Annotated in this window: 14 protein-coding genes; 8 read left to right on the plus strand and 6 right to left on the minus strand. The window is 61.4% G+C overall.

Annotation, left to right across the window (positions count from 1 at the left end; genetic code table 11):
• Positions 1-127: 127 nt before the first annotated feature.
• Positions 128-1,774 carry a malate dehydrogenase (quinone) gene (gene mqo / locus AC1DXW_RS25395; protein WP_477760599.1) on the minus strand — a complete coding sequence of 549 codons (1,647 nt, stop codon included), beginning with the start codon at positions 1,772-1,774 and terminating at the stop codon, positions 128-130.
• Positions 1,775-2,184: 410 nt separating this feature from the next.
• Here mqo and ilvD point away from each other — a divergent pair, with 410 nt between their 5' ends.
• Positions 2,185-3,867, plus strand: a complete 1,683-nt coding sequence (gene ilvD / locus AC1DXW_RS25400) for a dihydroxy-acid dehydratase (protein ID WP_477760600.1) — start codon at positions 2,185-2,187, stop codon at positions 3,865-3,867.
• 208 nt (positions 3,868-4,075) lie between these two features.
• Here ilvD and AC1DXW_RS25405 read toward each other — a convergent pair whose 3' ends face one another.
• Positions 4,076-4,726, minus strand: coding sequence for a DUF2238 domain-containing protein (locus AC1DXW_RS25405; RefSeq protein ID WP_477755619.1), 651 nt, complete (start codon positions 4,724-4,726; stop codon positions 4,076-4,078).
• Positions 4,727-4,884: 158 nt separating this feature from the next.
• Here AC1DXW_RS25405 and AC1DXW_RS25410 point away from each other — a divergent pair, with 158 nt between their 5' ends.
• Positions 4,885-5,316 carry a nuclear transport factor 2 family protein gene (locus AC1DXW_RS25410; protein WP_477755620.1) on the plus strand — a complete coding sequence of 144 codons (432 nt, stop codon included), beginning with the start codon at positions 4,885-4,887 and terminating at the stop codon, positions 5,314-5,316.
• 130 nt (positions 5,317-5,446) lie between these two features.
• Here AC1DXW_RS25410 and AC1DXW_RS25415 read toward each other — a convergent pair whose 3' ends face one another.
• A complete protein-coding gene (locus tag AC1DXW_RS25415) occupies positions 5,447-6,262 on the minus strand; it encodes a helix-turn-helix domain-containing protein (protein WP_477755621.1) in 816 nt (271 codons plus the stop codon).
• 134 nt (positions 6,263-6,396) lie between these two features.
• On the opposite strand from AC1DXW_RS25415, the gene AC1DXW_RS25420 reads away from it, so the two are divergent.
• Positions 6,397-6,915: a carboxymuconolactone decarboxylase family protein gene (locus AC1DXW_RS25420; protein WP_477755622.1), complete on the plus strand. Its 519-nt coding sequence runs from the start codon at positions 6,397-6,399 to the stop codon at positions 6,913-6,915.
• Positions 6,916-6,941: 26 nt separating this feature from the next.
• Complete coding sequence (grxC, locus tag AC1DXW_RS25425) at positions 6,942-7,193, plus strand: glutaredoxin 3 (protein WP_477755623.1); 252 nt, start codon at positions 6,942-6,944, stop codon at positions 7,191-7,193.
• Positions 7,194-7,347: 154 nt separating this feature from the next.
• On the opposite strand, the gene AC1DXW_RS25430 is transcribed toward grxC, so the two are convergent.
• From AC1DXW_RS25430 to AC1DXW_RS25440, 3 genes are read right to left on the minus strand one after another with little or no spacing between them, the layout of a single operon-like run.
• A complete protein-coding gene (locus AC1DXW_RS25430; RefSeq protein WP_477755624.1) occupies positions 7,348-8,856 on the minus strand; it encodes a tripartite tricarboxylate transporter permease in 1,509 nt (502 codons plus the stop codon).
• 15 nt (positions 8,857-8,871) lie between these two features.
• On the minus strand, positions 8,872-9,354 hold the full coding sequence (locus AC1DXW_RS25435) for a tripartite tricarboxylate transporter TctB family protein (RefSeq protein ID WP_477755625.1): 483 nt from the start codon (positions 9,352-9,354) through the stop codon (positions 8,872-8,874).
• Between the two features lies 1 nt (position 9,355).
• A complete protein-coding gene (locus AC1DXW_RS25440) occupies positions 9,356-10,321 on the minus strand; it encodes a Bug family tripartite tricarboxylate transporter substrate binding protein (RefSeq protein WP_477755626.1) in 966 nt (321 codons plus the stop codon).
• A 377-nt stretch (positions 10,322-10,698) separates the two neighbouring features.
• Here AC1DXW_RS25440 and AC1DXW_RS25445 point away from each other — a divergent pair, with 377 nt between their 5' ends.
• The 4 genes from AC1DXW_RS25445 to AC1DXW_RS25460 form a co-directional block, all read left to right on the plus strand.
• Positions 10,699-10,956, plus strand: coding sequence for a DUF2790 domain-containing protein (locus AC1DXW_RS25445; protein WP_477755627.1), 258 nt, complete (start codon positions 10,699-10,701; stop codon positions 10,954-10,956).
• Between the two features lie 84 nt (positions 10,957-11,040).
• On the plus strand, positions 11,041-11,712 hold the full coding sequence (locus AC1DXW_RS25450) for a heavy metal response regulator transcription factor (RefSeq protein WP_477760601.1): 672 nt from the start codon (positions 11,041-11,043) through the stop codon (positions 11,710-11,712).
• A gap of 8 nt (positions 11,713-11,720) precedes the next feature.
• Positions 11,721-13,151: a heavy metal sensor histidine kinase gene (locus AC1DXW_RS25455; RefSeq protein WP_477760602.1), complete on the plus strand. Its 1,431-nt coding sequence runs from the start codon at positions 11,721-11,723 to the stop codon at positions 13,149-13,151.
• A 108-nt stretch (positions 13,152-13,259) separates the two neighbouring features.
• The coding region (locus AC1DXW_RS25460) for a DUF3772 domain-containing protein (RefSeq protein WP_477760603.1) at positions 13,260-14,595 on the plus strand (1,336 nt) is incomplete at its 3' end.

A 14,595-nucleotide genomic window follows, 5' to 3' on the forward strand; every position in this document is an offset into this window, starting at 1 on the left:
CGCAAGGTGTATTGGACGGACGCTTACAAACATAATGCCGATCATGCCTCCAGAATCATTTTCCAGCCCACAAAAAAACCCACTGACCGTCGCCGGTTCAGTGGGCTTTTTTTGATCCGGTCTCTAATTACAGAGCCATATCACTCGCAGCATTAGCCTTCGGAGCCTTCACAGCAGTATCGACAGTCACTGGCTTCACAGCCGGCGCGATCACCGCTGGTGGCGGAGTCAGCTGCAGCACCTTGGCGGTGTAGGCCCACTCTTCTGCAACTTTCTCAGGGCTGTTGTTCAGCTGAGTGCCGTAGCTCGGTACGATCTGGTGCAGCTTGGCCTGCCACTCAGGGGTCGCGACCTTGTCCTTGAACACTTTCTGCAGCACGCTCAGCATGATCGGTGCGGCAGTCGAAGCGCCTGGGGAGGCGCCCAGCAGGCCGGCGATGCTGCCGTCTTGCGAAGCGACGATTTCGGTGCCCAGTTTCAGCACGCCACCGGCGGCTTCATCACGCTTGATGATCTGCACGCGCTGGCCGGCTTGCCACAGGCGCCAGTCTTCAGCCTTGGCGTTCGGGAAGTATTCTTTCAGGGCGTTCATGCGGTCTTCATCCGACAGCATAAGCTGGCCTGCCAGGTACTCGACCAGCGGATATTCCTTGATGCCGACCTTGGTCATTGGCCACACGTTGTGCGTGGTCGTGGTGGTCAGCAGGTCCAGGTACGAACCTTCTTTCAGGAACTTGGTGCTGAAGGTCGCGAACGGGCCAAACAGGATCACGCGCTTGCCGTCCAGCACGCGGGTGTCCAGGTGTGGAACCGACATCGGCGGTGCGCCCACCGAAGCCTTGCCGTAGGCCTTGGCCAGGTGTTGCTCGGCGATGGTCGGGTTTTCGGTCACCAGGAACGAGCCGCCTACCGGGAAGCCAGCGTATTCCTTGGCTTCAGGAATGCCGGACTTCTGCAGCAGGTGCAGGGCACCGCCGCCGGCGCCGATGAACACGAACTTGGCGTCGGTTTCGGTCTTGCTGCCGTCTTTCAGGTTCTTGTAGCTGACGCGCCAGCTGCCGTCTTCGTTCCTGGTGATGTCCTGCACTTCGCTGGACAGCTTCAAGTCGAACTTCGGCGTGGTTTGCAGGTGCGCAACGAACTGACGGGTGATTTCGCCGAAGTTCATGTCGGTGCCGAGCGGGCTCCAGGTGGCGGCGATCTTCTGGTTCGGGTCACGCCCTTCCATCATCAGCGGCACCCACTGCTTGATCACAGCCGGGTCTTCGGAATACTGCATGCCGGCGAACAGCGGGCTCGCTTGCAGGGCTTCGTAGCGTTTTTTCAGGAACTTGATGTTGTCATCGCCCCACACGAAGCTCATGTGCGGCGTGGAGTTGATGAACGAACGCGGGTTCTTCAGCACGCCTTGCTGAACCTGCCAGGCCCAGAACTGACGGGAGATCTGGAACGCTTCGTTGATTTCAACGGCCTTCGGGATCGAAACCTTGCCGTTCTCGTCTTCCGGGGTGTAGTTCAGCTCGGCCAGGGCGGAGTGACCGGTACCGGCGTTGTTCCAGCCGTTGGAGCTTTCCTGGGCGACGCCGTCGAGGCGCTCGACCATTTCCATCGACATGCCAGGTTCCAGCTCATTGAGCCAGACACCCAGGGTCGCGCTCATGATGCCGCCGCCAATCAGCAGCACATCGACTTTCTTGGCCTCTTGCGCGTGGACGGATGACATCCCCATCGACAAAGCCAGCCCCAGCAGGGCCGTGTTCACTTTCTTAAACATCTGTAGCACCTATGATAAAACGCCATCCGCCCTTCCATCCTCATGCGCACAGCCCCGTGTTTCACGGCAGTCACGGGTGCGGCACTCAAGGATTGCAGGGTGGGCACACAAGGCCGATGAACCGCATCGACCCCACTTTAATGTCCCTTCTGAACTGACTTTTTATCTTTATTGGCTTCAGCTACTTGAGCGACAGTGATTCCGTCGGCACGTCTTGCGGACATGCAAACTGAATAGGTCAAACCAAGTTGGCGCGCAGAATATCACGACAAGGCTTACCCGCGCGTCTGTTCCCGACCGGTTAGTCCGGGCCCGGGCGCCCGGCCTTCTATACTCATCCTGTTTTTCTCACCGAGTGTGTGAGCAACAGCCATGAGTTATAGGAACAGCCATGAGCGAAAGGAGCAGTCATGAGCGACAAAGACGATCTGCGCAAGTACTCCTCTCAAGTGATCGACGGCGTGGAAGCCGCACCGGCACGTGCCATGCTGCGGGCCGTGGGCTTTACCGATGCCGACTTCCAGAAGCCGCAGATCGGCATCGCCTCGACCTGGGCCATGGTCACGCCCTGCAACATGCACATCGACAAGCTGGCGCTCGAAGCCGAAAAAGGCGCGAATGCCGCGGGCGCCAAGGGCGTGATCTTCAACACCATCACCATTTCCGACGGCATCGCCAACGGCACCGAAGGCATGAAGTATTCGCTGGTGTCCCGCGAGGTGATCGCCGACTCCATTGAAGTGGTGGCCGGTTGCGAGGGTTTCGACGGCTTGGTGACCATCGGCGGCTGCGACAAGAACATGCCGGGCTGCCTGATCGGCATGGCGCGGCTCAATCGCCCGTCGATCTTTGTCTATGGCGGCACCATCCAGCCGGGCGCCGGCCATACCGACATCATTTCCGTGTTCGAGGCCGTGGGGCAGCACGCGCGGGGCGATATCAGCGAGATCCAGGTCAAGCAGATCGAGGAAGTGGCGATTCCCGGCCCCGGTTCCTGTGGCGGCATGTACACCGCCAACACCATGGCCTCGGCCATCGAAGCCTTGGGCATGAGTCTGCCCGGTTCCAGCTCTCAGGAGGCCATTGGCGGCGATAAGGCGTCGGACAGCTTCCGCGCCGGCCAGCAGGTCATGGAGCTGCTCAAGCTCGACCTCAAGCCTCGCGACATCATGACCCGTAAAGCCTTCGAGAATGCCATTCGCGTGGTGATCGCCCTCGCCGGCTCGACCAATGCCGTGCTGCATCTGCTGGCCATGGCCAACGCGGTGGATGTGGAGCTGACCCTGGATGACTTCGTCGAGCTGGGCAAGATTTCCCCGGTGGTCGCCGACCTGCGCCCCAGCGGCCAATACATGATGAGCGAACTGGTGGCCATCGGCGGCATTCAACCACTGATGAAACGCATGCTCGATGCCGGCATGCTGCACGGCGATGTGCTGACTGTCACCGGCCAGACCCTGGCGGAAAACCTCGCCAGCGTGCCCGACTACCCGGCCGGCCAGGACGTGATCCGGCCGTTCGACCAGCCGATCAAAAAGGATTCCCACCTGGTCATTCTGCGCGGCAACCTCTCGCCCACCGGCGCCGTGGCCAAGATCACCGGCAAGGAAGGCCTGCGCTTCGAAGGCACGGCCCGGGTCTATCACGGCGAGGAAGGTGCGCTGGCCGGCATTCTCAATGGCGAAGTGCAGCCCGGCGAAGTGATCGTGATCCGCTATGAAGGCCCCAAGGGCGGACCGGGCATGCGCGAAATGCTCTCGCCGACTTCGGCGGTCATGGGCAAGGGCCTCGGCAAGGAGGTGGCGCTGATCACCGATGGCCGTTTCTCCGGCGGCTCCCACGGTTTCGTGGTCGGTCACATCACGCCGGAAGCCTTTGAGGGCGGGCCGATTGCGTTGGTCGAGAATGGCGACAGGATCATCATTGATGCTGAGACACGGCAGATTACCGTTGATGTGTCTGTCGCGGACCTGGCCGAGCGCAAGAGCCGTTGGGTGCGCCCGGAATCGAAATACAAGCGAGGGGTGCTGGCCAAGTATGCGAAGACGGTGTCCAGTGCTTCGGAGGGGGCTGTGACGGATAAGTACCTTTAGGGTGCTGGTCCTGCGTTGTCTGGGCTATTGCCATCGTCGGAACGCCGCCCGGAGCAAGCTCGCTCCCACAGTGAATCAGGTGTACGCAGCATTTGTGTACAACCCCAATCCCTGTGGGAGCGWGCTTGCTCCGGGCGGCGTTCCGACGATGGCGTCCTGTCAGGCAACCTCTACCTCAACAGCTACCCCGCCGAAGCCGTCTACCCAATCACCTTGCGGTCGTCATCGCTTGTTTTTGCACCATGCCGCGCAAAGACACCAGCAACAGAGTGGCAAACGCACCGACCACCGCGACGGCCATGTCCTTTTGCGAGTCCCAGGGGTCGTTTTGCGCGCCGACGAAGGCATTCGCCGTGTCATTGCCCAGGAAGGCACCGCCGATCCACTCCACCAGTTCATACACAGCGGACGTCGACAGCATGACGTTCAGCGTCACGAAAAACAGCCAGAACCCGCGCAACGGCGTCAGGCGCCACAACACTTCGCGCACCGGATAGACCAGCAGCAGCCCGTAGCTGAAATGCACCAGTCGGTCGTAGTGATTGCGGTGAATACCGGACGCTTGGTCGAAACTGAAGCCCAACCACGCCGAAGACCAGTGTTCATAAGGCACCAGGGAATAGGTGTAGTGAGCGCCCAATTCATGCACGCACAGAAACGCAAACACCAGCGTGATGGACGTCGCAGACAAGCGAAACCAGCGAGAAACCGTCACCAGCGTCCCCACCAGCAACAGCACCAGCAGGTTTTCCAGCGCCCAGTCCAGCCGGCTGCGGGGAGAAAAACCCGACACCACGACAATCAGCAGAAATACCACGAGCAATGTCAGGTCGTGCCGTAAACGTTGGTTAGGCTGCATGACTGCAATACCTCGAAGTCAGGACATCGCCCTTTTAGCTTCGAGGCAAGGGTGCCAGGCAAGTTCGCTTTTTTCCTCCAATGCATGATAGGTTGTACGATGACTGACGAATTATCGTCCAGTCGTCGCGCTCTCCCTACAACAACAAGGAAACACCCATGAAAAAAGCAAAAATGCTGATTGGTTTTCTGTGCCTGTTCAGCGGCTACGTCGCCGCCACCCAGGTTGCCGCGGACAAGGACGTGGCCCAGGCGGTCGACCACCTGACCCAGGCCATGTTGCACAAAGACATCCCGGAACTGAACGCCTTGACCGCCGAGAACCTGACCTACGGGCATTCCAGCGGCAAGATCCAGGACAAGCAGGCCTTCATCGCCGACATCGAAACCGGCAAAAGCGCCTTCAAGACCCTGGAGATGCAAAACCAGACCATTACCGTCTCGGGCGATGTCGCGCTGGTCCGTCACCACTTCTCGGCGCAAGCGCTCAAAGGTACTGAAGTGGTGCCCACCGAAATCGAAAACTTCCAGATCTGGCAAAAGCAGGACGGTAAATGGCTGCTGGTAGGACGACAGGCGTTCAAGTTCTGATGCATTGCTAAAACCACCGCCGTACCTGTGGGAGCGAGCTTGCTCGCGATAGCGTCAGGCCAGTCGACATTGATGTTGAATGGACTACCGCCATCGCGAGCAAGCTCGCTCCCACAGGGTTCCGAGTGAATCAACCACCTTTCCACTCCCTGGGACTGAGCCCGGTCTTGCGCCGAAACGCCCGGGCCAGCGCCGAGGGACTTTCGTAACCGACTTCCTCGGCAATCAGCGCAATCGGCCGGCCCTCGCGCAGGCGTTTCTGCGCCAGGCTGATGCGCCAGCTCACCAGGTAATCCACCGGCGTCTGCCCGACCACCTGGCGAAAGTGCTCGGCGAAACTGGCCCGCGACATGTTGGCGGCGACCGAAAGTTCGGCCACGCTCCAGGCCTTGGCCGGGGTTTCGTGCATCAGGCTCAGGGGCCGCGCCAGGCGCGCATCGGCAAGGCCGGCCATCATGCCCGGCTGCTGGCCAGTGGTGCTCAGGATGTGCCGCAGCAACAGAATCACCAGCAACTCGAACAGGCGATCCATCACCGCTTCGCGCCCGCAGGTACCGTCGAACGCCTCGTTGAACAGCCATTCCAGGGTCCCCGCCAGCGTCGGGATTTCATCGAGCTTGAGCACCAGATAATCCGGCAGCGCCGCTGCCAGGGCATTGCCCGCACCGCCGTCGAAATCCAGGGTCGCGCACACCAGTTGCGTGCCGGACGCTTCAGACGCGAACAGGCGATGTCGATAGGGCCGGGGGAAAAAGATCAGGCTCGGTTCGGTCAATTGCAGATCCGGCTGATCGCCCATCTTGAGCAACAGTTCGCCAGCCTGAAGCAGGTGCAAGTGGCCGCTGGCCTGTTGGCCGTCGTAGGCGGCGGTGCCGCAAAATGTGCCGCTGTGAAAGGTGCCGGCATTGACGCCGAAGTGCGTGAGCAACGTGGACAAGCGATCCATGACAAAGCTCCCGAAGGCGGATCTGGACGATCTGTCGCATATCCTCGACGATTTGCACCCAACAAGCCAAGCACTCTCCCTAACATCAGCTCCGTACCCAGCGCATACCGCGCTTCACACCACGGAGTATCACCATGACCCGCATTGCCCCGATCAACATCGAACACGCCACCGACACCACCCGCCCGCTGCTGGAAGGCGTGCAGAAGAAAATCGGTTTTCTGCCCAACCTGTTCAAGGTACTGGCCCACGCCCCGGCGGTACTGGCCTCGTACCTGCAAAACTCGGCCGCACTGGGCAAGACGTCCCTGAGCGCCACGGAAAAAGAAGCGGTGTTCCTCGCCACCTCGCAGGTCAACGGCTGCGACTACTGCCTGGCGGCCCACACGCTGTTTGCCGGCAAGGCCGGGCTATCAGGTCAGGACATCCTCAGTGCGCGTCAGGGTGAACTCAACGCCTATGCCACCCTTGCCCGCCAGGTCACCGAAAGCCGTGGCCACCTGACGGTCGAACAGATCGCCGCGGCCCGTGCTGCCGGTATCGACGACGGCAAGATCATCGAAGTGATCGCCCACGTGGCTTCGCAGACACTGACCAACTACCTGAACAACACAGCGCTGACCGACATCGACTTCCCGGCCATCGATGCTTGAATGACTTGAACGACGGAGTACTCACCATGAACACCGTGACCTTGTACACCACCGACACCTGCCCTTACTGCCGCAACGCCAAGGCCTTGCTGGCGAACAAAGGCGTGGCGATGCAGGAGATCAATATTCAGCGCGAGCCAGGCAAATTCGAGGAAATGCTCAGCCGCAGCAACCGCCGCAGCGTGCCGCAGATTTTCATCGGCGACACGCACATCGGGGGCTTCGACGACCTGGCCAAACTGGATCGTCAGGGTGGGTTGATGTCGATGCTGGCCTGAGTTAGTCAGGTATTGGTTTTCCACCTGGTCCACTGCAAGACCCTGTGGGAGCGGGCTTGCTCCGGGCGGCGTTCCGACGAAGGCGGTGTGTCAGCGAAGTAAATATCAACTGACCCGACGCCTTCGCGAGCAAGCTCGCTCCTACAGAGATTGCTCAATCATCCTCATGCAACTTGATGCCGCGTTTATGCAACACATGGGGCACCACCAGCACCAGCAGCGTCAGGGCGAGGAAGAACGCCGAGATCGGTTGCGTGACGAACACCGTCCAGTCGCCCTGGCCGATGGACAAGGCGTTGCGCAGTTGTTTCTCGGCCATCGGCCCCAGCAGCATGCCGACGATCACCGGGGCGACGGGGAAGTCGAAACGGCGCATCAGCACCCCGCCCCAGCCAATCGCCAACATCAGGATCAGGTCGAAGGATGAGTGGCGCATGCCGTACACGCCGATGGTGGCGAATACCAGGATGCCGGCGTTCAGGTACGGCCGGGGGATTTGCAGCAGTTTGACCCACAGCCCCACCAGCGGCAGGTTCAACACCAGCAGGATCACGTTGCCGATGTACAGCGAGGCCACCAGCGTCCAGACCAGGTCGGCGGAGGTTTCGAACAGCATCGGCCCCGGTTGCAGGTTGTAGTTCTGGAACGCCGCCAGCAGGATCGCAGCGGTGGCGGACGTCGGGATGCCCAGGGTCAGCAACGGCACCAGCGATCCGGTCGCGCTGGCATTATTGGCCGCTTCCGGGCCGGCGACGCCTTCGATGGCGCCCTCGCCCTTGTTGGCGGAAAACTCCTTGGGATACTTGCTGAGTTTGCGTTCGGTGGAATAGGACAAAAAGGTCGGAATCTCGGCGCCACCGGCCGGAATCGAACCAAACGGAAAACCGATCAGGGTGCCGCGCAACCAGGCGGGGACTGAGCGTTTCCAGTCGGCGCGAGTCATCCACAGCGAGGTCAGGCGATGCCGCCCTTCATTTGACTCCGTTTGATAGAGCAAGCTGTACAACGCCTCGCCCACCGCGAACAAACCGACCGCCACCAGCACCACCTCGATACCGTCCACCAGTTCGGGAACGCCCAACGTGTAGCGGGCAATACCCGAGGTCGAATCCAGCCCGATCAAACCGATGGTCAGCCCGACGCCCAGCGAGGCAAACCCGCGCAGCATCGAGGCGCCGAGCACCGCCGACACGGTTGTGAACGACAACACCAGGATCGCGAAATACTCGGTCGGGCCGAAATTCAGTGCCAGCCTGGCCACGATGGGCGCAAACAGCGTCAGCAAAATCGTGGCGATGGTGCCGGCGACGAACGAGCCGATCGCCGCCGTTGCCAGCGCAGGTCCGGCCCGGCCGTTGCGCGCCATCAGGTTGCCTTCCAGGGCCGTGACCATCGACGACGACTCGCCGGGGGTGTTGAGCAGAATCGAAGTGGTGGAACCGCCGAACTGCGCGCCGTAGTAGATACCGGCGAACATGATCAAGGCGCCGGTGGGGTCGACCTTGGCGGTGATCGGCAACAACAGGGCCACTGTCAACGCCGGACCGATCCCCGGCAGCACGCCGATGGCGGTGCCGAGCAGGCAGCCGATGAACCCCCACATCAGATTGATCGGCGTCAACGCCGCGGCAAAACCCATCGCCAGGCTTGAAAGAATGTCCACGGTGTCGATCTCCTTTCAAAGCCAAATGTTGATCAGCGACGGCAGGGAAACCCCGAGCCCGGCGTTGAACAGCCAGTAGATCGGCAGGGTCAAGGCAATGCCGATGGCCAGGTCCCGCACGGGATGACGGCTGCCAAAACCCCGCGCCGAACAGGCAAACAGCAACCCGGCGGCCAGCACAAACCCGATCAGGTTGATCAGCACCGCCACCCCGACAAGACCCGCGGTCACCCAGGCCGCACCGGCTTTTCCACCGGGAACCGTCGGGGTGTCGTTATCCAGCTCGCGAAAGCCGCCACTGATGGCCTGATACCCCAGCAGCAGCCCCACTGCGCCCAGAAACCCTGCCACGACATAGGGATAAACGTACGCCGGGAGGATGACAAAACCCATTTCAGGCGGAAAACGGTAGGCGCCAATCGCCAGCACGACGCTGATGGCGATCAGGCCGATGCCGACGGCCAATTGCGTCGGCACCACTGCGCGCAGTGTGGCCATTTCAAATCAGCCCGACCTTGACCAGCATGGCGTGCAACCGCACGTGTTCTTCCTCGACGAATTTGCCGAACTCATCGCCGGTCAGCACACTGGGCGTCCAGGCGTTGGTCTGGATATTGTCCTGCCAGACCTTGCTGTTGGTGGCGGCCACGACCGCGTCGATCACTTCCTTGCGCTGCTGCGGGGTGAGACCCGATGCACCGTAAACGCCGCGCCAGTTGCCGATCGTCACGTCATAGCCGCTCTCCTTGAGGGTCGGTGCATCAATGCCGGGAACGCGCTCCGGCGCGCCGATGGCCAGGACACGGAACTGGCCGGTCTTGATGTATTGGCCCAGCTCGGCGTAACCGCCGGTGATCACCTTGAGCTGCCCGCCCAACGCCTGGGCAACCACCTCGCCACCGCCACCAAAGGCCACGTAATTCACCTTGTTGACCGGCACGTCCAGCTTGCCCGCCAGCTCGGCGATGCCGATGTGATCCACCGAGCCCTTGGAACCGCCACCCCAGGTGATGCTCGTCGGATTGGCCTTGAAGGCCTTGATCAGGTCATCGAGGGTCTTGAACTCGGACTCCTTGCGCACGGCGATCACGTTGTACTCGGTGAACAGCCGGGCAATGGGCGTCACATCCTTCAGGCTGATCTGCGGTTTGTTCTGTTCGATGCCCGCGACCATGATCGCCCCGACCACCAACAAGGCGTTCGGGTCACCCTTGGTGCTGTTGGCAAATTGCGCCAGGCCCAGGGTCCCGCCGGCCCCGCCCTTGTTCTCGAAAGTGACGGCCTTGGCCGTATTGGCTTCGACCATGGCCTTGCCCAGCACCCTGGCGGTCTGGTCGTAACCACCGCCCACCGAGCCCGGGGCCATGAATTTCACGGTATCCAGCGCGAAGGCGGGTGCGACCAGCACGGCAGCGGTCAAACCAGCGGCCACGCAGCGACTGAAACGATGGATCAAAGCGGACATGGGCATCTCCTGATTGCATTGTTTTTATAGGTGCCGTTTGCCCATCGAGGTGCTCGATGAACATGGGCCTGCGAACAAGCTTAGGCCATGGATCCGTGGGTTGATTTGTTTTGCTGAAACCACCCGCCTGTGGCGCCGCCCCCCCTGTGGGAGCGAGCTTGCTCGCGATAGCGGTGTGTCAGACACCTAAAATGTCGACTGACACTCCGTCATCGCGAGCAAGCTCGCTCCCACAGGGTTCGTGGTGTTCCGACCAGCGTTTGATTACAACTTTGTCATCAAGCTGTTGGTCGGCTGTCCGGATCGCCTCGTTAACCTGAACTCACTGTCAGGCCAACCACCGGCAGCCACCCTGCCCTTGTAGAGAGAGATTCGTCATGAAAATGTTGATCCTTGGATTTGCCGCCCTGCTCGCCACCGGTTCGGCGTTAGCCGCTAACCAGCCCACCTCATCGATCATTCACGACAAAGACGGCTTCTATGTCCCGGTGGAGGTGGCCAAGGTCCTGTCGATGACCGACCTCAACGGCAAGTGCGGCATTGTTCCTGCACAGTTCAACTACCTCGACCACCAGGGTCGCGAGCACCAGCTGGACTACCAGGTCCAGGGCGTGGGCTGCATTGGTGAGAACTGAGCGGATGCCTGCCGTCACCGCTGATCGGGCTACACTTGCGCCACTGATGCGCCCCCGTAGCCCGACCGAAACAGGCAGGTCCCGATGAACATCCTCGTAGTCGAAGACGAACCCAAGGCCGGCAATTACCTGCTCAACGGCCTGCAGGAACTCGGATACACGGTGAGCCTGGCGCGGGACGGCGTCGACGGCTTGCACCTGGCCCTGGAACACGATTTCGATGTGATCGTGCTGGACGTCATGATGCCGAAGATGGATGGCTGGGAAGTCCTGCGCCGCCTGCGCAAGGAAGCCGACACGCCGGTGCTGTTCCTCACCGCCCGGGATGACATCGCCGACCRCATCAAAGGCCTGGAACTGGGCGCCGACGATTACCTGATCAAACCGTTTTCCTTCGCCGAACTGGTGGCACGCCTGCGCACCCTGACCCGGCGCGGCCCTACACGGGAAGAAGAACACCTGCACGTCGACGACCTGCAGATCGACGTGCTCAAGCGCCGCGTCAGCCGCGCCGGCAACCGCATCACCCTGACCAACAAGGAATTTGCCCTGCTGCACCTGTTCGCCAGCCATCAGGGCGAAGTGTTGTCACGCTCGATGATCGCCTCCCGGGTCTGGGACATGAATTTCGACAGCGACACCAATGTCGTCGATGTCGCCGTGCGCCGCCTGCGCCTGAAAATCGATGATCCGTTCCCGCTCAAGTTGATCCACAGCGTGCGCGGCATCGGCTACCGCTTCGACACTCAACCCTGAATGCCCCCATGAATGCCATGACGCCGCTGCAATCCGCCTCCCGTCTCAGTCACTCCCTGACCCTGCGTCTGGCGCTGGTGTTCGCCCTGCTGGCGTTTGTCTCGCTGGCGCTGCTGGGTGTCGCGCTGTACCGCGACCTGGAGCGCGAGTTGATCCGCCGCGACGACATTGCCTTGATCACCCGCATCGACCAGTTGCGCACCTTCCTCAACGACAGCAATACCCTGGACCTGATCAAGGCCAAACCGGCGCTGTTCCAGAACATGATGGGCAACCGCGAGGCCCTGCTGACCATCGGCACCCCGGGCCAACCGCCGTTGCTGGTGGTCAACCCGGGCAACCTGACAATGCCGGTGCTGACCCCGGTGGCCATGGATCATCGGCTGACCCTGGACGACGTGCAGCATTTGCCCAACGTCAATGGCGTGCCGTTTTCCGCCTTGGCGGCGACCATCGACTCCGGTGACCTGGGCAGCCTGCAAGTGGTGACCGGGCGCTTGATGACCGAACGCACCGCCGTGCTCGCCGACTACCGGCTCAATGTGTACTTGTTCGCCAGCGTCGCGGCGATTCTGCTGGCGCTGTCCGGTTATGTGCTGGTGCATCGCGGCCTGTTGCCCGTGCGGCGCCTGGCCCGCCACACCCAGAGCATCGACGTTGGCAACCTCAACGAACGCCTCGACAACCAGGGCGCGCCGCTGGAACTGTTGCCGATGATCGACGCCTTCAACGCCATGCTCGACCGGCTGGACAAAGGCTTCATACAACTGGGCCAGGTGTCGACCGACATGGCCCACGAGCTGCGCACGCCGATCAACAACCTGCTCGGCGAAACCCAGGTGGCCTTGCAGCAGAACCGCAGCACCGACGCCTATCAGCAGCTGTTGGCCTCCAATGTCGAAGAGCTCGAGCGCCTGGCGCGCATGCTCGACAACATGCTGTTTCTGGCCCGCACCGATCCGCGCAGTGCCTTGCGCCAGCGTCAGGAGCTGGATGCCGCCGACGAAATGCAACGCATGGCCGACTATTTCGAAGGCCCGGCAACCGACGTTGGCATCTGCATCAATGCCCGGGGCAGCGGCCTGATCTGGGCCGAGCCCATGTTGCTGCGTCGTGCATTGGCCAACCTGTGCGCCAACGCCATCAAGTACGGCGCGCCGCATTCCGAGCTGTGCATCCACGCCAGCCCGACCGCCGACGGCATCCAGGTACAAGTGCGCAACCACGGCCCGACCATCCCGGCCCGGCATCTGTCACGGCTGTTCGAACGCTTCTACCGGGTCGATGAGTCCCGCGAACGCTCGGCCCAATCCAATGGCCTGGGCCTGTCGATCGTGGCGACGATCATGCAACTGCACAACGGTGCCTGCCACGTCAGCAGTGCCGACGGCATCACCTGCTTCGAACTGTTTTTCCCGGCGCGGCAACAGCATGAGTAACGCCTGAGCGAAAACCACCCGGGGCACTTGCGACAAAACAATGCTCGAGGGCGCGTGTCATGACCTAACCTCATTGGCTAAGTGACTAACAACCCGTCGAGCACGCCGATGTGCAATGTACTGAGGTCAATGATTTACGTCGCCTTCGCGCTTCTGACGGCCAGCCCGGGATGGCTGTTGGCGGCGTCCGACACCCTTGCCCCCGCCCCCGCAGCCCCGATCATCAGCATCTCCGACAGCGAATTACTGGGGGTGCAAAACCAGCTGAACAGCCTCAAGCAGCAGGTTTCCCAGGCCAGCAATTACACCCAGCTGGAAAGCTCACAGGACCTGGTGCAAGTACTCATTCAGGATATTGAACGCCTGTCCACATCGCTGCTGCCCGGGCAGGCGCAGTTGCAGGCGCAACTCAACGTGCTGGGGCCAGTGCTGCTCGACGAGAACGCACTGGTGACGTCGGCGATTACCACCCAACGAGACACCCTCAGCGAGCAAAAAAACAAGATCGATAGCCAACTCAAAACCCTGGCCGCGCTGAAAATAAGTGCCGCCGAGCTGATCACCCAGATTGGCAGTATTCGGCGCAGCCTGCTGGAAGCGGAAGTGACCCAGCAGACCAGCAGTATCCTGAACCCGGGTTTCTGGTCGCCATTGTTCGATTTTCCGATCGAGGACCGCCAACGTTTCAGCGCTCTCATCGAGCAACTCGAGGTCACGCACCGGGCTGCCTGGCAACCCGGACAACGCGGGATCACGGCCGCCCTGCTGATCCTGGCCCTGGCCATCTGGACCGTGGGGCGAAAGCTCGCCGGCCGGGTTCTGGCATGGTTGTGCATCCATCGAATGCCTGAAGGCCGGTTGCGGCGCAGCTCCCTTGCGCTGGCATCGGTAATGGCGACGGTGCTGACCGCCGGCATCGCCCTGCAACTGCTGCATTTTGCCGGGACCCGCCAACTGCCCTACACCCCGCTGCTGGCCGACCTGGCGCAATATCTGGAAAAGCTGGCCTATACCTGCGTGCTGATCACCGGATTGAGTCGCGCACTGTTGTCGACCAAACATCCCTCATGGCGCCTGCCCGATATTGCCGATCCGGTGGCGCTGGCGATGGAGCCCTATCCGAGGTTGCTGGCTAGCATGCTGCTGGTGCTGGTGACCCTGGTGCAGATGAGCAATGTCACCGGCATGAGCGCCGAAGTGGTGTTGTTCGGTCGGGGCATCGTGGCGTTGCTCGCGGCACTGGTGATCGGTGCGCTGCTGTTGCGCGTCAGCAAGACTCGCAGGGACCTGATAGTGGCCGGCGAGGCTCCCGAAGGCGTCACCACCTTCGCCGGCCTGATTTATGCGTTTACCGGCATTGCCGTGGTGGTGTCCCTGTTCGCCCTGGTGATCGGCTACGTGACGATGGCCCGCTTCATCACCTATGAATTGGTCTGGATATTCA

It is taken from the genome of Pseudomonas sp. P4_C4, assembly GCF_056402055.1.